Annotated in this window: 18 protein-coding genes and 1 tRNA gene; 5 read left to right on the top strand and 14 right to left on the bottom strand. The window is 66.1% G+C overall.

Annotation, left to right across the window (positions count from 1 at the left end):
* The first annotated feature begins 30 nt into the window (after positions 1-30).
* Positions 31-999, top strand: a complete 969-nt coding sequence (locus ABWP84_RS03710; RefSeq protein ID WP_353210643.1) for a tripartite tricarboxylate transporter substrate-binding protein — start codon at positions 31-33, stop codon at positions 997-999.
* Positions 1,000-1,018: 19 nt separating this feature from the next.
* Here ABWP84_RS03710 and ABWP84_RS03705 read toward each other — a convergent pair whose 3' ends face one another.
* The 8 genes from ABWP84_RS03705 to ABWP84_RS03670 form a co-directional block, all read right to left on the bottom strand.
* The gene (locus ABWP84_RS03705; RefSeq protein WP_353210642.1) at positions 1,019-1,975 is read right to left on the bottom strand and encodes an MBL fold metallo-hydrolase; all 957 of its coding nucleotides are present in this window, start codon (positions 1,973-1,975) and stop codon (positions 1,019-1,021) included.
* A gap of 41 nt (positions 1,976-2,016) precedes the next feature.
* Positions 2,017-2,997 (bottom strand): MBL fold metallo-hydrolase, encoded by a 981-nt coding sequence (locus ABWP84_RS03700; protein WP_353210641.1) that lies wholly within the window; start codon positions 2,995-2,997, stop codon positions 2,017-2,019.
* A gap of 98 nt (positions 2,998-3,095) precedes the next feature.
* Positions 3,096-4,319, bottom strand: coding sequence for a class I SAM-dependent RNA methyltransferase (locus ABWP84_RS03695; RefSeq protein WP_353210640.1), 1,224 nt, complete (start codon positions 4,317-4,319; stop codon positions 3,096-3,098).
* Entirely contained in the window at positions 4,316-4,477 is a 162-nt protein-coding gene (locus tag ABWP84_RS03690) for a hypothetical protein (RefSeq protein ID WP_353210639.1), read from the bottom strand. Before ABWP84_RS03690 ends, ABWP84_RS03695 begins: the two co-directional genes overlap by 4 nt.
* Positions 4,474-5,664, bottom strand: coding sequence for an acyl-CoA dehydrogenase (locus ABWP84_RS03685; protein ID WP_353210638.1), 1,191 nt, complete (start codon positions 5,662-5,664; stop codon positions 4,474-4,476). Before ABWP84_RS03685 ends, ABWP84_RS03690 begins: the two co-directional genes overlap by 4 nt.
* 87 nt (positions 5,665-5,751) lie before the next feature.
* Positions 5,752-7,782: a DEAD/DEAH box helicase gene (locus tag ABWP84_RS03680; protein WP_353210656.1), complete on the bottom strand. Its 2,031-nt coding sequence runs from the start codon at positions 7,780-7,782 to the stop codon at positions 5,752-5,754.
* A gap of 365 nt (positions 7,783-8,147) precedes the next feature.
* A complete protein-coding gene (locus ABWP84_RS03675) occupies positions 8,148-9,101 on the bottom strand; it encodes a tripartite tricarboxylate transporter substrate binding protein (protein WP_353210637.1) in 954 nt (317 codons plus the stop codon).
* On the bottom strand, positions 9,101-9,991 hold the full coding sequence (locus ABWP84_RS03670) for an alpha/beta hydrolase (RefSeq protein WP_353210636.1): 891 nt from the start codon (positions 9,989-9,991) through the stop codon (positions 9,101-9,103). The genes ABWP84_RS03675 and ABWP84_RS03670 overlap by 1 nt, the downstream gene beginning before the upstream one ends.
* Before the next feature lie 129 nt (positions 9,992-10,120).
* Here ABWP84_RS03670 and ABWP84_RS03665 point away from each other — a divergent pair, with 129 nt between their 5' ends.
* The 3 genes from ABWP84_RS03665 to ABWP84_RS03655 are packed head-to-tail and all read left to right on the top strand — an operon-like array spanning position 10,121 to position 12,275.
* A complete protein-coding gene (locus ABWP84_RS03665) occupies positions 10,121-10,600 on the top strand; it encodes a carboxymuconolactone decarboxylase family protein (RefSeq protein ID WP_353210635.1) in 480 nt (159 codons plus the stop codon).
* Positions 10,597-11,490, top strand: coding sequence for an NAD(P)-dependent oxidoreductase (locus ABWP84_RS03660; RefSeq protein ID WP_353210634.1), 894 nt, complete (start codon positions 10,597-10,599; stop codon positions 11,488-11,490). The genes ABWP84_RS03665 and ABWP84_RS03660 overlap by 4 nt, the downstream gene beginning before the upstream one ends.
* Positions 11,487-12,275, top strand: coding sequence for an N-acyl homoserine lactonase family protein (locus ABWP84_RS03655; RefSeq protein ID WP_353210633.1), 789 nt, complete (start codon positions 11,487-11,489; stop codon positions 12,273-12,275). Before ABWP84_RS03660 ends, ABWP84_RS03655 begins: the two co-directional genes overlap by 4 nt.
* A 351-nt stretch (positions 12,276-12,626) precedes the next feature.
* On the opposite strand, the gene ABWP84_RS03650 is transcribed toward ABWP84_RS03655, so the two are convergent.
* A tRNA-Glu gene (locus ABWP84_RS03650) sits at positions 12,627-12,701 on the bottom strand.
* Positions 12,702-12,797: 96 nt separating this feature from the next.
* Between ABWP84_RS03650 and ABWP84_RS03645 the strand changes: the two genes are divergently transcribed.
* A complete protein-coding gene (locus ABWP84_RS03645) occupies positions 12,798-15,176 on the top strand; it encodes a 1-deoxy-D-xylulose-5-phosphate synthase N-terminal domain-containing protein (protein ID WP_408904232.1) in 2,379 nt (792 codons plus the stop codon).
* Here ABWP84_RS03645 and ABWP84_RS03640 read toward each other — a convergent pair whose 3' ends face one another.
* The 5 genes from ABWP84_RS03640 to pufA all read right to left on the bottom strand — a co-directional run bounded on the left by ABWP84_RS03640 (position 15,177) and on the right by pufA (position 20,127).
* On the bottom strand, positions 15,177-16,778 hold the full coding sequence (locus ABWP84_RS03640; protein ID WP_353210632.1) for an MFS transporter: 1,602 nt from the start codon (positions 16,776-16,778) through the stop codon (positions 15,177-15,179).
* Between the two features lie 145 nt (positions 16,779-16,923).
* Positions 16,924-18,000, bottom strand: coding sequence for a photosynthetic reaction center cytochrome PufC (gene pufC / locus ABWP84_RS03635; protein ID WP_353210631.1), 1,077 nt, complete (start codon positions 17,998-18,000; stop codon positions 16,924-16,926).
* Positions 17,997-18,968, bottom strand: a complete 972-nt coding sequence (pufM, locus tag ABWP84_RS03630; protein WP_353210630.1) for a photosynthetic reaction center subunit M — start codon at positions 18,966-18,968, stop codon at positions 17,997-17,999. Before pufM ends, pufC begins: the two co-directional genes overlap by 4 nt.
* A 17-nt stretch (positions 18,969-18,985) precedes the next feature.
* On the bottom strand, positions 18,986-19,813 hold the full coding sequence (gene pufL, locus ABWP84_RS03625; RefSeq protein WP_353210629.1) for a photosynthetic reaction center subunit L: 828 nt from the start codon (positions 19,811-19,813) through the stop codon (positions 18,986-18,988).
* Positions 19,814-19,947: 134 nt separating this feature from the next.
* Positions 19,948-20,127, bottom strand: a complete 180-nt coding sequence (gene pufA / locus ABWP84_RS03620; RefSeq protein WP_353210628.1) for a light-harvesting antenna LH1, alpha subunit — start codon at positions 20,125-20,127, stop codon at positions 19,948-19,950.
* Positions 20,128-20,197 lie beyond the last annotated feature (70 nt).

Raw genomic sequence — 20,197 nt, 5'->3', positions numbered from 1 at the left:
TCGCCAATCTGGGAGAGAAACATGGCTGCAATGGACCGTCGCACCCTTCTGGGTGGTGCAATTCTGGCCGCGGGCCTGGCTGCCCCCGCGCGGGCGCAGACCGTGGGCCGCAATGGCCGCGTGGTCATCGGCTTTCCCGCCGGTGGCAGTTCGGATGTGGTGGCGCGGCTCTATGCCGAGCGGCTGCGCGGGGTTTACGCGCCTAATATGATCGTCGATGGCCGCGTCGGCGCTGCCGGGCGCATCGCGGTGGAACACGTGCGCGATGCGGATAAGGACGGCACGACCTATTTGCAGACCCCGGCCTCGATGCTCACCTCGCAGCCGCATATCTTCCCCCGCGAAGTCCGCTATGACGCGCTGACCGACCTGATCCCGGTCTCCACCGTCTGCTCCTTCCCCTTCGCGCTGATCGTGCCCATGGCCCATCCGGCGCGTGATCTGGCCGGCTTCGTGGCCTGGGCCCGGGCGCAGCAGGGTGAGATCCCCTTTGCCTCGCCGGCAGCCGGCGCCACGCCGCATTTCATGGGGCTGATGCTGGCCGAGGCGATTGGCGTGCGGATGACCCATGTGCCCTATCGTGGCGCGGTGCCGGCGATCCAGGATGTGATCGGCAATCGGCTGAACATGTTTGTCGGCGCGCTGGGCGATGTCTCGCCCCATCATGGCCAGGGGGTGCGGATGCTCGCTGTCTCCTCGGCGCAGCGTGTGGCGCGCTACCCCGATGTGCCGACCTTCGCCGAACTCGGCTATCCGGCGCTGAGCCAGGAGGAATGGTTCGGCGCGCTGCTGCCCGCCGGCACGCCAGCCCCCATTGTCCAGGGCCTCTTCGATGCCATCCGCCAGGTGGCGGCGCGGCCCGACATGGTCGAGGCGCTGGGCCGGCTGGAATTCGCCCCCACCATCTCCGCCAGCCCCGCAGCCTTCGCCGCGCAGATCAGGGCCGAGCGGGAGATGTGGGGCCCCATCATCCGCAATTCCGGCTTCAAGCCGGAATAACGCGCCGGGGGCGCCGCCTTCAGCCCCAATCGGCCGGCACAAACCGAAAGCCCTGCGCCTCGCGCAGGATGAAACCAGTGGCGGGGAAGGGAAAGTGAAACCCCGTCACCCGCACCCGATCCGCCGCCATCCGGTCCAACACCCGCCGGCGCGTGGCAGCCCCCGCCGCGCCATCAAAATCGAACAGGGTTTCGTAATCCGGCCGCCGCGCGATCAATTCCGGCCGATGGGTGATATCGGCCAGATAGACCAATTCCGCCGCGCCATCGGCGATATGCCAGATGGTATGGCCGGGCGAATGCCCCTCGGCTGCATGCATGCGAATGCCAGGCACCGCCTCGGCGCCATCGTTCAATTGGCAGATTTTGCCGCGATAGGGGGCAAAGCGCCGTGCAGTATTGGCGAAATTGGGCCGCTGGCGGGGCGGGCTGCGGGTTTCATTGCCCGCCTCCGTCCACCAGGCCCATTCGCGCGCCGGCACCACCACCTCGGCATTGGGGAAGGCGGCGCCGCCTTCGGCCGTGATCAGCCCATTGATATGGTCGCCATGGAAATGCGAGATCACCACGGTGGAAACCCTGGCCGGGTCCAGCCCCGCCGCCGGCATGGTGGCCAGCAGCCGCCCCAGCGTCGCCCCCGGCGCCTGCGGGCCATTGCCGGTGTCAAACACCACCAGATCCCGCCCGGTATCGACGATGGTGACGGCATAGATGTTGCGATAATCGGTCGGCCCCAGAAAGCTCTCGGCCAGCACCGCCTGCACCTCTTCCAAAGGCGCATTCTGCACCAGGCCCTGCACGGGCATGATGCGAAAGCCATCATAGATGGTGGTGACGGTGAATTGCCCCAGCTTGAAGCGATAAAAGCCCGGGGCAGTGGCAGGCGCCGCCGCGGCGGGCGTGGGCTGAGCCACCGCCGCGCGGGCCAGCAGCGGCGCGCCCAGCGCCGTGGTCATCATCAAGCGTCGTTGCGCCATGGGGTGTCCTCCGAGGTAAAAACCGGCCGTGGCCCTGATGATCAGACCGCGCTTGACCAATCGCCCGGCACAAAAATAAAGCCCTGCACCCCACCCGAGACATGCCGCGCCACATAACCATTGGCCGGGAAGGGGAAGTGATAGCCGGTGACGCGAATACGGTCCGTCGCCAACATATCCAGCACCCTCCGGCGGGTGGCTGCGGCCATATCGCCATCAAAGTCAAAAATGATCTGCCATTCCGGCCGGCGCATCATGAATTCCGGCCGATTGGTGATATCGGCCACGAAGACCATCTGCGCATTGCCATCGGCGATGCGATACAGCGTATGCCCCGGGGTATGGCCATAGGCGGCAATGGAGGTGATGCCCGGCAGCACCTCAACCCCCGCCGCCACCTGGCGGATCTTGCCCTGATAGGGCGCAAAACGCCGCGGCACATTGGCGAATTGCGGCCGCTGGCCCTCGGGGCTGCGGCTTTCATTCGCGGCTTCGGTCCACCAGGCCCATTCGGCGGCGGGCACGATCACCTCGGCATTGGGGAAGGCGGCGGCATTGGCGGCATTGAGCAGGCCATTGATGTGGTCGCCATGGAAATGGCTCTGAATCACATGGGTCACGCGGGCGGGGTCTATCCCTGCTGCGGCCATATTGGCAATCATCTTGCCATTGGTGGCAGCCGCCGGGGTCACGCCATTGCCGGCGTCAAACACCACCAGGGTCGCGTCCTTCTGGGCGAAGGTGATGGTGAAAGGCACGGAAAGCGAGTCGGTGGCCATGAAATTCTCGGCCAGAATCCCCTGCACCTCGGCAATCGGCGCATTGCGCACAAAGCCCTCCAGCGGCCGGCGAAAAAAGCCATCATGCACCGTGGTGATGGTCCAAGCCCCCACCTTGAAACGATAAAACCCGGGCGCCTGCCCCAAAGGCGCGGCGGCAGGGGCCTGCGCCATGGCGGGAAGCCCCCCCGCCGCGATGATGACCGCCGGGGCGGCGAGGGCGATGCGTCGTGCGATGGTCATGAAGGTTCCTCTCCGTGGCACAGGGCCTGATATGACCATGTGATGCGACAAAGCCGCGTCAAAAGCCATGGTAAAATATCCCGCTCCGGCGCTGCGGATCAGCGGCCCGGCTTGGGCGGGGCGAAACCCACCACCGCCTCGATATGAGGTGACCAGAGGAACTGATCGATCGCCGTGGCCGAGGTCATCACATAGCCCGCTTCGCGCAGGGTGCGGGCATCTCGCTCCAACGCCACCGGGTTGCAACTGACATAGACGAGATGCGGCTTGGGCCCACGCGCGATCTGCGCCACTTGCTCCGCCGCACCGGCATAGGGCGGGTCGAGCACCACCACGGCGCATTTCGCCAGTTCCGCCGGCAGCAGCGGCTGGCGAATGAGGTCTTTTCGCGCCGCGCTCACCCGCCCACCGGCAGCCCGCGCCGCGGCATCGAGGGCCGCCACCGCCTCGGGATCGCCCTCATAGGCCAGCACCCGGGCGCGCTCGGCCAGTGGAAAGCTCAGCGTCCCCAGCCCGGCAAAGAGATCAGCAATCAGCGCCCCGCGCGAGAGCTTGGCCGGCAGCGCCGCCAGCACAGCGGCAATAATCGCCGCCTCCCCCTCCACCGTGGCCTGCAAAAAGGCGCCCGGCGGGGGGGCCACAACGCCACGGCCAAAATTATGGCGCACCGAGGCAATCTGTGCTGCCACCCCCTCACGCGTGGCAATGCGCTTCAGCCCTTCGGCCCGGGCAAAATCCGCCAGGCGCTGAATATCCACCGGCGTCAGCTTGCCATCCAGCCGCAGCAGAATATCCGGCCCCGAATCGAGCAAATTGATCGCGGCATCCGCGCGCTGGCGCAGCGCCTGCAAGGGCCGCAGCGCCGCCGCCAGCCTGGGCAGCAGCGCCATGATCTCAGGGCGCAAGACCCGGCATTCGGGTATGGCCAGCACGCCCTGGGGCCCATGAAAGCCAATGGTCAGGCTGCCATCGGTGGCACGCAGAATCGACAAATCCGCCCGCCTGCGCGCGGCCGGTGGGCTGACATGGCCGAGCGTAACGCGCGCCTCGGCAAACCCCGCCTGGCGTAGCGCATGCTCAACCCGGCCGCGCTTCCATTCCGATTGCGCCGCTCCTGACCAATGCTGCAGCGCACAGGCGCCACAGAGCGAAAAATGCGGGCAGGGCGGGTCCACCCGCTCGGGGCTTTCGCGCAGCAACCGCCCTTCGGCCGAGAGAATCTCCCCCGGCAGCGCACGCGGGATATGCCGCCGCGCCCCATCCGGGGCCAGGGCCACGCCATCGCCGGCGCTGCCCATGGCAATAATGGTGGTCTCGCTCATCGCGCTCCCCGCTCGGCCATGATGGTCTCCGCCAGAAAAGCCAGCATCGCCGCCATGACGGCCAGCTTGGCATTGAGCGCCGTCATCGTGGTGGTGAGCAAAAAGTCGGGGGCGAGGGCGAGGCTGATCGCCCTCTCCACCGCCTCAGGCGGGGTCAACCAAAGGCATTCAGGCCGGTCTGCGCGCGGCCGAGGATGAGCGCATGCACATCATGCGTGCCCTCGTAAGTGTTGACGGTCTCCAAATTCATCACGTGGCGAATGACGTGGTACTCATCCACAATGCCATTGCCGCCATGCATATCGCGCGAGAGGCGGGCGATATCGAGGCTCTTGCCGCAATTGTTGCGCTTGACGAGGGAGATCATCTCCGGCGCCACGCGCCCCTCATCAAATAGCCGCCCAACCCGCAGCACCGCCTGCAAACCCAGCGTGATCTCTGTCTGCATATTGGCCAGCTTGAGCTGGATCAGCTGCGTCGCCGCCAGCGGCTTGCCGAACATTTTGCGGTTGAGCGTGTATTCCCGCGCGGCATGCCAGCAGAATTCCGCAGCACCCAGCGCGCCCCAGGCAATGCCATAGCGTGCGCGATTGAGGCAGGAGAAGGGCCCCGCAAGCGACTTCACGCCAGGTAGGCGGTTCTCATCGGGGACGAAAACCTCATCCATCATGATCATGCCGGTCACCGAGGCGCGCAGCGAGAACTTGCCCTCGATCTTGGGCGTCTCCAGCCCCTTCATGCCGCGCTCCAGCAGGAAGCCGCGCAGAATACCCTCATCATCCTTGGCCCAGACGACGCAAACATCGGCGATGGGTGAATTGGTGATCCAGGTCTTCGAGCCACTCAGCAGATAGCCGCCATCCACCTTCTTCGCCCGGGTGCGCATGGAGGAGGGGTCGGAGCCGGCATCAGGCTCGGTCAGGCCAAAGCAGCCCACCCATTCGCCGGTGCGCAGCTTGGGCAGAAATTTCTGCTTCTGCGCCTCCGAGCCAAAGGCGTGAATAGGGTACATCACCAGGGAGGATTGCACCGAGAAGGCCGAGCGATAGCCGCTATCCACCCGCTCAACCTCACGACTCATCAGCCCATAGGAGACGTAGGAGACGCCAGCGCAGCCATAGCCCTCCAGCGTGGCACCCAAAAACCCCTGCTCGCCGAACTCATTCATGATCTCGCGGTCGAATTTCTCCTGCCGATTGGCCATCAGCACGCGCGGCATCAGCCGGTCCTGGCAGAAGGCCCGGGCGGCGTCGCGGATCATCCGCTCATCTTCTGAGAGCTGATCATCGAGCAGCAGCGCGTCGTCCCACTGGAAGCTCGCCTTCACCGGCGTCATGGCGTTCATCGCTTTATCCTCCGAATGGCCCAGCCTCCCGCAATGGGGCTGGGCGATGCAAGGTTGAGTTTGGCCCGGGGGCCGGCTTGGCAAGCCTCAGCCGGCCTCGGTGGGGGCTTGCGCCATCACATGAGGGGCGGCGCTGTCGGCCATAGGCTCGGCGATGATCTCGGCCGCCATGGCCGGCGGCGGGAGCAACTCCGCCTCGATCTCCGCCGCACGGTCCCGACGGGGCTTGGGGATGGCAATCAGCATGAAGGCCGGAATGCTGTCACCAAAGCCGCGCACTGCCGGCCCCAGATCATCATCGCGCCGGCGCGGCCGGTCATCGCGGCCGCGGGCGCGGTCATCGCGGCGCGGCTCGACATCACGGCGCGGCTCGCCCTCGCGGCCGCGTGGGCGATCCTCGCGGCGGTGGCGCGGGGCCTCGGCCAGTTCTTCGGCGGCCACCACGGGGGCAGCCTCGCGGCGGGGGCGGTCCTCGCGGGCCGGGCGGTCCTCACGGGCGGGGCGGTCCTCACGGGCGGGGCGTTCACCCCGGTCACGTTCACCCCGGTCACGTTCGCCCCGGTCACGTTCGCCCCGCTCGGGCCGGCCCCGGGGGCCGCGCTCTTCCCGCGGGCGGTCGCCACCACGGCCACCGCGCTCGGACGAGCGGCCAGGTGCGCGCGCCGCACCACCCCGGCCACGGCCACGCGGCCTGGTCAGCGCCTCGGCAATTTCCTCATCGGCGATGGTGTCGAGGCCCGCAATCACGATGCGCGGCAATGGCTGGCCGATCAGCTTCTCGATGCCGGCCACATTGCGCGCATCATCGGCGGTGGCGATGGAGAAGGCGCGGCCCTCGCGCCCCGCCCGGCCGGTGCGGCCAATGCGGTGGACGTAATCTTCCGAATGGAAGGGCACGTCAAAATTGAACACATGGCTGAGGCCGCCAATATCAATGCCGCGGGCTGCGACATCCGAGCAGACCAAGAGTTGCAACTCATTCGCCTTGAAGGCGTTCAGCGTCGAAAACCGCACCGACTGGTCCAGATCACCATGCAGCGCGCCAACCCTGAACCCGTGCTTCTTCAGCGACTTGTAGAGGATATCCACCTCGATTTTGCGGTTGCAGAAGATCAGCGCATTGCCAACCTCCTCCGAGCGAATCAGGCGGCGCAGCGCCTCGCGCTTGTCATGCGGCTGCACATAGACAAGCCCCGAGGTGATGGTGGTGGCGACCGAGGCGGGCCGTGACACGGTGATCTCGCGCGGGTTCTGCAGGAAAGCATCCGCGAGCCGGCGAATTTCCGGCGCCATGGTGGCAGAGAAGAACAGCGTCTGCCGCGTCGGCGGCAACATGCCCACAATGCGCTCGACATCAGGGATGAAACCCATATCGAGCATGCGGTCAGCTTCGTCGATCACCAGCAGCTTGCAATCGGCCATCAAAATCCGGCCACGGTCGAACATATCCAGCAGCCGGCCGGGGGTGGCGATGAGCACGTCCACGCCCTCATTAAGCACCCGCTTCTGCTCATCCATGCTCTCGCCGCCAATCAGCAGCGCGTGGTTGAGGTTGAGGTATTTGCCGTATTTGACGAAATTCTCGGCCACCTGCAGCGCCAATTCGCGCGTCGGCTCCAAAATCAGGCTGCGCGGCATGCGCGCCTTGGCCCGGGAGCCGGAGAGGATATCCAGCATGGGCAGCACAAAACTGGCCGTCTTGCCCGTGCCAGTCTGGGCGCAGCCCAGAACGTCGCGGTTCATCAGGACGACAGGAATGGCCTGTTCCTGGATCGGCGTGGGGTAGAGATAGCCTGCCTCGCTCACGGCCCGGACCAACTCATCGCTCAGCCCCAGATCGGCGAAGGTGGCGCGGGGCGCCGCATCTTCCTCGGGCTCATCCGCCCCCGTCTCTTCCTCGGCCTCTTCCTTGGGCCCGTCAGCAGCATCCAGCTCCGCCAAAGGCTGCTCAGTCAGCGCCCCAGCAGTCAGCGCCCCAGCAGCCAGCGCCTCGGCAGCCACCGCCTCGGTAGCCACCGCCTCGGTAGCGACCGGCTCGGTAGCGACCGGCTCGGCAGCGACCGGCTCGGTGGCCGCAGCCTGAGCCTCGGCGACAGCAACAACCGCCACCGCCGCCATCTCGGGCGCTGCGGCGGCAAGCTCCGCCTCAGGGCGCGCCGCTGATGCGTCTGCCACCACCATCATGGCGGTTTCCTGGTTGGTTTCCGTCACTGGCTCTGCCGTGCGGGTGGTGTCTTCAGTCAAATGCAAACTCTTTTTGAACAGGGTGGTATCACTGCGCCGATGCCGCGCGGCCTCGGCCTTTTGGGTTGCGCTTCATCGAGCGTCCCGGGCGGGCCTGGCGCGGCTGGGGCAGGCTCTCCCGCCCCGCAACCTCGCCCATATGCGCCGGCGGCCTGCGTTGCGCAAGCATTTGCTGGTTTTGCCGCCCGCGCCGGATGCATGACAATTCTGCGCCATGGCCCCGGCGCGGCGGCGGGGCGTTATTCGATGGTGATTCCGGCCGCGCGAATCACCGCCCCCAACTCCTCCACCTCGCGCCGGGCGATGACGTCCAACTCGGCGATGGTCATGGGCGAAAGTGTCGCCCCGGCCTCGGTGGCGCGGGCCAGCAGGGTGGCGTCCTGCGCCAATTCGCGCAGCGCTGCGTTGAAGCGCTCGCGCATCGGCTGGCTCATGCCCGCGGGGCCGAAAAAGGCGAACCAGGCATCAATGGTAAAGCCGGGCAGCCCCGCCTCGGCCGTGGTGGGCACATCGGGCAAGCCTGCGGCGCGCCTGGCACTCGCCATGGCCAGCGCCTTCACCCGGCCGGCCTGAACAAGCTGCACCGCCGAACTCGGCGTGGTGATGAACATCTCCACCCGCCCGCCCACCACATCCTGCAGCGCCGGCGCCGCGCCGCGATAGGGCACATGCACCATCTCCACCCCAATCGCGCGGGCAAACAGCACGCCGGCAATATGCTGGATGCTGCCAATGCCCGAGGAGGCATAATTCATCGCCCCCGGCCGCTGCCGGGCGAGGGCGATGAATTCGGCCAAGTTGTTCACCGCCAGATTGGGTGCCGCCAGAATCACATGCGGCGCCATGGTCGCCATGCCCAGCGGCACGATATCGCGATTCGGGTCCCAGCCCGGGTTCTTCATCATTGCCGGGTTGCCGGCGTGGTAGCCGCTATATTGCAGCAGAATGGTGTGGCCATCGGGCGTGGCGCGGGCCGCGGCCTGGATGGCGATATTGCCATTGGCACCGGGCCGGTTCTCGATCACCACCGGCTGGCCCAGCAACCGGGCCATCCCATCGGCGAAGAGCCGGGCGGCGAAATCCGTGCCGCCGCCGGGCGGGTTGGGCACCAGCACGGTGATCGGGCGGCTCGGCGCCCATCCCTGCGCCAGAGCAGGGGTGGCAAGCAGCAGCGGCAGGGCGCGACGTTTCATCAAATGAATCCTCCAAGGGCGGCCAGCACCTCTTCGGGTGCCTCTTCGGCCAGATAATGCCCTGAGTTTACCGCATGACCAAGGACCGGACCGCTGGCATAGCCCCGCCACACCGCCAGCGGCTGATACCAGGCGCCGATCCGCCCCTTGCTGCCCCAGAGCACCAGCAGCGGGCAGGTGATTCGCTGCCCGGCGGCGCGGCTGGCGCGGTCATGCTCCAGATCAAGGCTGGCCGCCGCCCGGTAATCCTCGCAAATGGCGGTGACGGTGCCGGGCTCGCTCAGCGCGGCGAGGTAATCGGCGCGGGCGAGGGGGTGGAAGAAGCTGCGATCCTTGGGTTCGCGGCTGGTATGGATGTCGAACCATAATTCGACATTCTGCTCGATCATCCGCTCGGGGCCCGGATGCGGCTGGGCGAGTGAGAACCAGTGATAATAGCCCATGGCGAAGGCCATATCGCCATGTTCGAAATGATGCAGCGTGGGCACGATATCCATCACGCAAAGCCGCTCCACCGCCTCAGGGTATTGCAGCGCCATGCGATGGGCGAGGCGCGCACCACGGTCATGGGCGATGATGCTGTAGCGGGCAAAGCCCAGTTGCCCCATCAGCCCATGCGCATCGCGCGCCATTTCCTGCTTGGAATAGGCCAGATGGCTGGCGCTGGGCGGGGGCTTGGCCGAGAAGCCATAGCCACAGATATCGGCGCAGATCACCCTATGGCTGCGCGCCAGCACCGGGGCCAGCTTGTGCCACATCGCATGGGTCTGCGGGTTGCCATGCAGCAGCAGCGGCGGCGGGCCGGAACCGCCAATGCGATAGCGCACCTCATGGCCGCCAATGCTGGCGGTGTGCAGATCAAAACCCGGGAAAAACTCTGTGTCGTTCATGCGCAGCCCTGGCCCCTCCGACCCTCTTGCCGCGCATTGCGCCATTGCCCTGCGCCCGCGGCAAGCCGGTTGACGCGCCCTTGGTGGGGTAGCAGCGTGGCGGTTCAACCTCAGGGGGATGCCAATACCATGGCCAAGGATGATGAAGCATTGTTCGACAAGGGTCTGCCGATCCGCCGCGCCGTGCTGGGCGCGGAATATGTCGATGGCTCGATGGCGAAAGCCGATGATTTCATGATGTCGTTCCAGCGCGCCACCACCGCGATTGCCTGGGGCTGGGCCTGGGGTGACCCGACGCTGGACCGCAGGACGCGCTCGATGCTCAACCTCGCCATGCTGACCGCGTTGGGCAAGACGCCGGAGATCAAGCTGCATGTGAAGGGTGCCTTGAACAACGGAATCTCGGTGGATGAGATCAAGGCCGTGCTGCTGCACGCCACCGCCTATTGCGGCATTCCGGCCGGGCTCGATGCCTTCAAGGCCGCGCATGAGGTGCTGCTCGCCGAGGGGGCGCTGCCGGTGAAGGCGGCCAAGGCGGAGAAGAAGGCTGCCCAGCCCAAGGCCGCGCCGGCCAAGGCCAAGCCTGCCAAGAAGAAGTCCGCCAAGTGAAGCGCCTCGCATTCATCGGCATCGGCAATATGGGTTGGCCGATGGCGGCCAATCTGGTGTCGAAGGGCTTTGACGTCACGGTCTGCGATACCGATGCCGCCCGGGTGGCGCGCTTCGTGGCCGAGATTGGCGGACATGCTGCCGCCGGTGCCGCCGAGGCCGCTGCCGGGGCGGAGGCGGTGATCACCATCCTGCCCACCTCCAAGCAGGTGGCCCAGGTGGCCGCCCTGGTGAAACCGGCCATGGCCAAGGGCAGCCTGTTCATCGACATGACCTCAGGCCAGCCTGGCGCCACCCGCAGCATTGCGGCCGATCTGGCCGAGGTTGGTGTTACGATGATCGACTGCCCGGTGAGCGGTGGCGTGCCGCGGGCCAAATCGGGCGAATTGGCCATCATGGCGGGCGGCGAGGCGGCGGATCTCGACCGGGCCGATGCCGTGCTGCATGCCATGGGCACCTCCATCCATCGCTGCGGCGCCATTGGTGCTGGGCAGGCGATGAAGGCGCTGAACAATCTGGTCTCCGCCGGCGGGTTTTTGATCGGCATCGAGGCGCTGCTGATGGGCCAAAAATTTGGCCTCGACACGGCCTTGATGGTGGATGTGCTCAATGCCTCATCCGGCATGACCAATTCCAGCCAGCGCAAATTCAAGCAATTCGTGCTCTCGCGCCGCTTCGACAGCGGGTTTGGGCTGGATTTGATGGTGAAGGATATTGGCATCGCCCTGGAATTGGGCCGCGATGGCGGTGTGCCGGTGCCTTTCTCGGCGCTATGCCGCGAATTGTGGCTGGCGGCGGCGACCACGCTGGGCCCGGGTGAGGACCATACTGCGGTGGCCAAATTCTCCGAGAGCATGGCCGGCAGCGCGCTGGGCGGGGGCAATTCATGATCTGGGAAGCCTTTGCCGTTCGCTATGCCCGGCATGATCGCTCGGCCCAGCTTTGCCACGCCTATCCGGTGGCGGACCCGCATGAGGCCATGCCGCTGGATTTCTTCGTGTGGCTGCTGCGCGCCCCCGATGGGCGGGAGATCGTGGTCGATACCGGCTATGACCAGGAATCTGCCACCAGGCGCGGCCGCCCGCTGGGCCGGCGGGTGGATGAGGCGCTGGCGACGATTGGTTGTGACAGCGGCACCGTGGCCGATGTGGTGATCAGCCACCTGCATTGGGACCATGTGGGCAGCCTGGACCAGTTTCCGGCGGCGCGGTTCCATATTCAGGAGCGCGAACTGCATTTCGCCACCGGCCGGCACATGTGCAGCCCGGCCATTCGGGGCCCCTTTGATTGCGCCCATGTGGTGGCGATGATCCAGGCGCTCTATGCCGACCGGGTGGCGGTGCATACCGGCGATGTGGAGATTGCCCCTGGCGTGACGTTGCACCGGGTGGGCGGGCATTCCGATGGCTTGCAGGTGGTGCGGGTGATGACGGCGCGCGGGCCGGTGGTGATTGCCTCTGACGCTATGCATTTTTATGCCAATGCGGCCAGGGAGAATCCTTTCCCGATCATTTTCAATCTGGGCGACATGGTGGAGGGCTGGCGGATCACCCGCCGGCTGGCCGGGGGCGTGGAGAGCGCGGTCATCCCGGGGCATGACCCGATCGTGCTCAAGCGCTTCCCCAATGTGGTGGCGGGCGAGGTGGCGGCGCTGCATTTGGCGCCGCTGTTTTGATTGTTTGAGATCAATGGGTTGTGCGTGATGGCGCGAAATATGCGCTATTCGGACAAATTGCCCTGCGCGCCCGCCCTGGTGGTTTGATCCGGGGCGGGGGAGGGGGGCGAGGGGCATGCTGTCTCCTGCGGTGGGGCGGTGAGATAGCAGCAGTGGCTCAAGGTTTAAAGGAAAAAATGCCTTAGTCGCTTCTCCTGCCTCAGCGAGTGGGCTGGCTGCGAGAGCCCCGGGTGCGGCCGGGGAGGGTCGGGACTGGGGAAATTGGTGGGCGGGAAACTTGGCGATCGCCGCTGGACTTGCCGGGACAATTGCCAAGCCGCAGTGCCTAAGGTGGCGTTTTCGGAAAGCCGATGGTGACCCCTGCGGGAATCGAACCCGCCTTTGCAACGTGAGAGGCTGCCGTCCTAACCGATAGACGAAGGGGCCAGAGGGGGCGCTGTTACGCCCCCCTTGCCCGCCTGTCCAGCCTCTCGCCACCGCGCCCCGGTCATGGCTAGACTGACCCAGCCAGGGAGAGCACCCATGACCCATCAGGGAAAACCCATCCCCGCCATCGCGGCCGACAATATTGCCATGCTGCATGCGCTCGAGAAAAAGCTCCTCTGGCTCTCGGCCTGGATGATCCACCACGCCAACCACATCCGCCCCAATCGCGATGGGCTCAAGGTGGGCGGCCACCAGGCGAGTTGCGCCTCGGCCGTCTCCATCCTCACCGCGCTGTATTTCGATGCGCTGCGGCCGCAGGATAGGGTGGCGGTGAAGCCGCATGCCGGGCCGGTCTTCCATGCCATCAATTGGCTGCTGGGCCGGCAATCGCGCGACAAGCTGGAAACCCTGCGCCAATTTGGCGGCATTCAGCCCTATCCCTCGCGGATGAAGGATGGGGCGGAGGTGGATTTCTCCACCGGCTCGGTGGGCCTCGGCGTCGCACTTACCAGCTTTGGCGCCTTGGTGCAGGATTATGTCCGGCTCCATAAGCTGGCGCCCGAGGGCCTGCCCGCCGGGCGCCATGTCGCCATTGTGGGCGATGCCGAACTCGATGAGGGCAATATTTACGAAGCCCTGCTGGAGGGCTGGAAGCACGATATCCGCAATGTCTGGTGGGTGGTGGATTACAACCGCCAATCGCTCGATTCCGTGGTGCCCGACCGGTTATTTGGCCGGATCGAGGGGCTGTTCCGCGATATGGGCTGGAATGTCGTCACCCTCAAATATGGCCGCAAGCTGGAAGCCGCCTTTGCCCGCCCGGGCGGCGAGGCGCTGCGCCGCTGGATCGATGATTGCCCCAATTCGCTTTATGCCGCGCTCACCTTCCAGGGTGGTGCTGCCTTCCGTGCCGCGCTTCTGAGCGAAATCGGCCGCGAACCGGCCATTCGTGCCATTATCGATCCGCTGAGCGATGATGAACTCCACGCCCTGATGAACAATCTGGGCGGCCATGATATCGAGACGCTGACCGAGGCGTTCCGCGCCGCCGATGCTGAGGGCGACCAGCCCACCTGCTTCATCGCCTATACCATCAAGGGCATGGGCCTGCCCTTTGCCGGCCATAAGGACAATCATTCCGGCCTGATGACGCCGGGCCAGATGCAGCAATTCAAGGCCGAGATGCGCATTCGCGACGGCCATGAATGGGATTTTTCCGAAGGGCTGGATGTCTCGCCCGAGGCGTTTGGCGCGTTTCTGCGCCAGGTGCCTTTTGCTGAGAAACTCACCCCAGGCGGGCGGCGGCTCTCGGCGCCCAGCGTGCCCATCCCCGCCAGGCTGCCGCCGCCGCGCGCCACCCCGGGCAAGAAACTCTCCACCCAATCCGCCTTTGGCGACATCCTGGCCGAGATCGGCCGCGGCGAGGGCGAATTCGCCGCCATGGCCAGCCGGATTGTCACCACGAGCCCCGATGTCACCGTCTCGACCAATCTGGGTGCCTGGGTGAACCGGCGGGGGATTTTTGACCGGCATCTGAAGAATGACGTCTTCCGCGATGCCAAGCTGGCCTCGGCGCAGCGCTGGGGCATGTCGCCCGAGGGGCAACACATCGAACTCGGCATCGCCGAGCAGAACCTCTTTCTGGTGCTGGGCGCGCTGGGCCTCGCCCATACGCTCTATGGCGCGCGGCTGCTGCCCATCGGCACGGTGTATGACCCCTTCGTCAATCGCGGCCTCGATGCGCTGATTTATGGTTGCTACCAGGATGCGCGCTTCATGCTGGTCAGCACGCCATCGGGGCTGTCGCTGGCGCCGGAGGGGGGGCAGCACCAATCCACCAATACGCCGCTGATCGGCATGGCGCAGGATAGGCTGGCCAGCTTCGAGCCGGCCTTCGCCGATGAGTTGGCGGTGCTGATGCGCCATGGCTTTGCCATCATGCAGCAGGAGCAGGGAGGTTCCAGCATCTGGCTGCGCCTCTCCACCCGCGGCCTCGAGCAGCCCGGCCGGGTGCTGGATGAGGCGGCGGTGATCGAGGGCGGGTATTGGATGGTGCCACCCGCGCCCGGCGCGCGCATCGCCATCGCCTATCAGGGGCCGGTGGCACCCGAGGCCATGGCGGGCTTTGCCGCGTTGCGGGAGGAGGAGCCGAGTGCGGGGCTTTTGGCCATCACCAGCCCCGACAGGCTGCATCAGGGCTGGCTCACGGCGCGGGCGCGGGCGCGGGGCGGGCCTGCGGCTACCTCGCATATCGAGGCCCTGCTGGCGCCGCTGGCGGCCGATGCGGGGATCGTGACGGTGCTCGATGGCCACCCGGCATCGCTGTCATGGCTGGGGGGCGTGCGGGGGCATCGCATTGCGGCGCTGGGCGTGGATCATTTTGGCCAGGCGGGCGACATTCCCGCACTCTATGCCGAGTATGGGCTGGATGTGGAGACCATCCTTGATGCTTGCGCGCAGGTGATGCTGGGCTAACTACACCACATGGAGGTAGCGCACCGCCTCCGGCCCCTCGGCCGAGCGGTCATAGCCCATCGCGGCGGCGACGATCGCGCGGTCCGTCTCGGTCATCCTGGCCTCTTCGCGCAAATGTTCGGTCCAGCTCTCGATGGACCATAGCTCCACATAGCGTTCCGGCCGGGCGATATCCTCATAGAGCCGCCAAGTGGCGGCACCCGCGCGCAGCCGCACCCGGCGCACCTCCTCCATATGCGCCAAGAATCCCGCGCGGGATTCGGGGGCAACCTGATAGCGCACCACCTCCAGCACCCGGCCGCTATCGCCGGCCAGCAGTGGCCGTAGGGCATCGGCGGCCGGGGCGGGGGAGGGCGCCTGTGTCGCGGTGGCGGCGTAGCTGGTGCTCTCGGCATCGAGGCTGCGGCCGCGCACCAAAAAGCCGCCGATGAGGCCGCAGGCGGCGAAAAGTGCCAAAGCGCCGCCCGAGCCGGCATGCTCGCCAATCCAGCCTGCCACGGCCGAGCCCAGGGTCATCGCACCGAAGAAACCCATCTGGTAGATGCCCATGGCGCGAGCGCGCACCCAATTGGGGGCAGCGAGGGAGGCGGCCGCCTGCAATGTGCTGGCCGCCGCCAGCCAGGCCATGCCGTAAAGAAAAATACCCACCCCCGCCGCAACCCAGCCCAGGCCGAGCAGCGCCGCGGCCGCAATCACCGCCATGGCGAGCGCCGAGAGGGCCGAGGCCGCCCAGACGATCTGGCTGCGGTTCATCCGCCCGCGCAGGCTGGGCATGAGGAAGCCGGCGGTGACCGCACCTGCACCCATGGCGCCCAGCATCAGCCCGAAGGCCTGCGGCCCCAGGCCCAGCTCCTGGCGTACCAGCAGCGGCAGCAGCCCCCAGACCGCCGCACCGAAGAGGAAGAACATGCAGGCGCGGATAATGGCCGAGCGCATCGCCGGCGTCGCCGCCACAAAGCGCAAACCGGCACGGATGGCGGAGAGGAAATTCTCCCGCGGGCCATGCCGGGGCGTGGGCTCGCGCTTCCACATCAGCAATGCGCCGGCGAGGGTGAGGATACACAGCGCATTGAAGGCGAAGGCGGCGGCGGTGCTGTAGCTGGCGATGATCACGCCGCCAATCGCCGGGCCCAGCGCGCGGGCAATATTGAAGCCAATGCCATTCAGCGCGATGGCGCCAACGAAATCCTCGCGCGGGACCAATTCAGGCGTCGTGGCGGCCCAGCCAGGAAAGCTCATGGCAAGGCCCGCGCCGAGCGCGAAGGTAAAGCCGAGCAACCCCCAAGGCCCGAGCACGCCCGACAGATCGAGCGCGCAGAGCAGCAGCGCCACCACAGCTAGCCACGCTTGGGTCATCAGCAAATAGGTGCGCCGGTCCATGATATCGGCGAGCGCGCCGGCCGGCACTGCCAGCATGAAGACCGGCAGCATCGAGGCCGCCTGCACCAGCGAGACCATGATGGGTGAGGGGCTGAGCGTGGTCATCAGCCAGCCCGCGCCGGTGTTCTGCACCCAAAGGCCGATATTGGAGGCGAGGTTGGCGATCCAGAGCATCCGGAAAGCCGGGTGACGGAGGGGTATGAAGGCGCGGGGCAAGGGCATGAGGCCGCAGATGGGCCTGTGCGGCCGTGGCTTGCAACCGCAAACTGCGCCCTGGCCCGAGAATTCAACACCCTGCCATGCGGGCGAAAAAAAACGGCCGGACCCGAAGGCCCGGCCGCGCTGTCTCACCCCGCAATTGGGGAGGTTACTGAATGCGAGGCCCGGCCACCTCGGCCCGCTGGGCGGCGGGTGCCGGCAGCAGTTCGGGGTAGTCACGGATCATCGGCGCGCCATACATCGGCTTGTTCACGCCCTGGTGGCAGGTCGTGCAGTTTGCCTTCAGCGTATCGCCGAGCGGCCCGAGACGGTTGGCCGGGAAGCGCTCACGCAGGCTCTCGATATAGGTGTTATTGATATCGCGGACCATGCGGATCCCCTGCCAGGCGAGGGCACGTTGCGGCGGGCTCTCTTCCCAATTCGCGAAGGCGCGGCTGTTGTGGCAGAAGGTGCAGTTCACGCCGAGCGATGTCGACATGTGCATCATCAGCGAATAGGTCCATTCCGTTTGCTGGATGGACTGGCGGCTTTCCGGGCGGGGGTGCTGGTTGGCACCCTGCATCCGGATTTCCTGCGCGCCCATCAGATAGGGCGTGAAGGGGTCGAGTGGCAGGTCGGACAGGCCGGCTGCCAGGCTCGGGCGGTTCTGCTCGCCCGGGCCGGTCAGGAAGTTCGGCCCCGTGCTGCGCGGCGCCTCGTGCCAGACATTGGCGGGCACCGACTGGCCACGGTGGCAGGTCCAGCAGGTGACGCCGGTCTGCGCCGTATGCGGCGTCCATTCGCTGTTGAGCGCCATGGTCATTTGGATCATGCGGCGCGCGACATGCTTTTGGTACTTGTCATCCGAGGCGAAATTGCCCGCGACGTGGCAGCCATTGCAGCCCACCGCATCACCCTCGCCAGGGTAGAGCCACTGGGTCATCACATTCATGATGCGCCCAAACTGCTCCACGCTGAGATGGCCCAGCACGGGGACATTCTCGTAGACTTCCCGGGCGCGTTCGCCAGTGGCGTCGGCCGCTTCGGGGGCTTCGGGGGCCTGGTTGGCGGCCACCATCACCACCGCGGTGCGGGGGTTGTCCACCCGCCCCATGGAGGTGCCGCGGAAGCCGCCCTGCACGGTTTGCACCGGCAGCCGCTCGAAGGTGAAGAGCAGGCCAAAGCCGATCACCGCAGCCGCACCGGCCAGCGAGAGCAGCGTGACGTTGGTCGTGTTGAACCTCATCGCGGAGCTCCTTGCAGGTACGGGTTCACGGTGTCGTAGGGCGGATAGGAGGCGACGAAGCCGCGATCCATGGCCCAGAGGTACCAGTTATCGACCAGCGTGCCGGTCAGCAGGATGCCGATACCACCTGTCACCGGGGTGAGGATGGCGAACCACCAGGCCCAGCGATGGATGCTCTCGTAAGTGGCGTTGAAGCCCATGGTCCAGCGCCAGAACAGGCCCGCACGCTCGGCCGCGGTGCCGCGGTCGATGGTGTGTTCCACCTCACGCTCGCCGCCGAAGCGGCCCACTGCCAGGATGGTCGCGCCATGCATGGCGAAGATCAGCACCGATCCGTAGAGGAAGACGATGCTCAGCGCATGGAACGGATTGTAGAAGAGGTTGCCGTAGCGGATGGAGAAGGCTGCGGTCCAATCCAGGTGCGAGAAGATGCCAAAGGGCACCGCCTCACTCCAGCTGCCCATCATGATGGGGCGGATGAAGCCGAGCACCAGGAAGAGCCAGATGGCGCCCATGAAGGCCCAGGTGGTGTGGGTGCCCAGGCCCAGCGACTTCGCCCTGGCATAGGTGCGTGCGCACCACAGCAGCAGCGAGGCGGTGAGGCAGGCGCCCGCAAGCAGCCACCAGCCGCCCTCATGCATGGGCATCATCAGCCGCAGGCCATGCTGGGGCAGCGGCGGATCGAGCGAGAGCCAAAAGAGGTCCCGCACGAAGAGCACCGGATTCCAGTTCACCGAGGCCAGCATGTTCAGCCCGATGATCTCGAAGGCGATGAAGCCCAGCATCAGGGAGAGCACGCCATAGGTGCCCAGATACATCGGGCCGATCTGGGCATCGCCCAGCTTGCCGGCCAGATGGCTGAAGCCGAAGGGCTTCGAGCGGGGCTCATCCTCGGCCGGCAGTGGCACACCCGGGTAGAGCGGGCCACGGACCTGGATCCGGGTGAAGAGATATTGGTATTCAGCCATGTTTCCTTGCCCCTCTCTCAGATCGACCAGAATGGCAGCTTGAGCCACCAGCCCCACCATTCGGGCCAGCCGCGCGTCCAGAAGGGACCGCTGATGACGATGCAAATCGCCGACCAGATGCCCGCGCTGAGCGCGAGGAAGAGACCCAGCCGGTGGATGCCCAAAGTGCCGATCGAGTAGCCGATGAAGTCACGGTAGAAGCTGTTCTCATGCTCGGCGCCCTTCACGGCCTCACCCTTGGCGGGGTTGATCGCGGCCAGCACCAGCGAGGCGTGGAGCGAGAGGGCGAAGGTCGTGGTGAAGAACAGCGTCACCGCGATCATATGTGCCGGGTTGTAGTGGAAATGCAGATACTGGTAGCCGACGTTGGACACCCAATCGAGGTGACTGAAGATGCCATAGGGGAAGCCATGCCCCCAGGCGCCCATCAGCACGGGGCGGATCACGTTCAGCGTGAAAAAGGCGAAGACGGCAACCGAATAGGCCACCGGAATATGCATTCCCATGCCGAGCTTGCGGGCGATTTCAGCCTGGCGCAGCGCCCAGCTTCCAAAGGCACCCAGGGCACAGATGGTGATCACCTGCCAGTATCCACCCAACGCCATCGGCGCCAGGCGCAGGCCATAGGCGATATCGGGCGGTGCAATATTGATCCGCCACGGATTGAACGTCCCTCCACCGGCGGCGGCCACCAGGATCAGCGCCGTCCCGAGCAGGGAGAAGAAGATCGTCGTGACACCAAAAAGGCCCACGTAGAAAGGCCCCACCCAAAAATCAAACAGGTCGCCGCCGACGAGGGTGCCGCCGCGGACCCGGTACTTTTTCTCGAAACTGAGTACAGCCATGGGCCGGAACCCCCTTCATGCGTTGAAGAGCCATGACGGGGGCCGCATGCCTCCGTCAGCAGTCACGGTCTTAGTCGGTGGCGGGCGTACCGGGTCAGTTGAACCGGCGCGAACCCGCCACCGACCGAGCCGCGTCAGCGGCGCGGCAGCGCGGTGTTGGCCGTCGCCGTCGAAGCTGCGCACCAGCCCAGGTGATCGCAGTAGCGCGGCGAGCTGAGAACGGCGAAGTGAATCACGGCCGCAATCGTCACCACGCCCAGCGCCCCGGCAACGCCGACCCGCAGAGGGTTAACAACCATCCAAATTTTATGCATGTATCGATCTCCTTGATGTTCCCGGGCCTGCGGATGCGGGCCCGCGATGATTGTCAGAACATCCGCCAGT

It is taken from the genome of Rhodovarius sp. (assembly GCF_040399605.1).
In the GTDB taxonomy this organism is placed as follows: Bacteria; Pseudomonadota; Alphaproteobacteria; order Acetobacterales; family Acetobacteraceae; genus Rhodovarius; species Rhodovarius crocodyli_A.
This window is presented reverse-complemented; position numbering and strand designations above follow the sequence as displayed.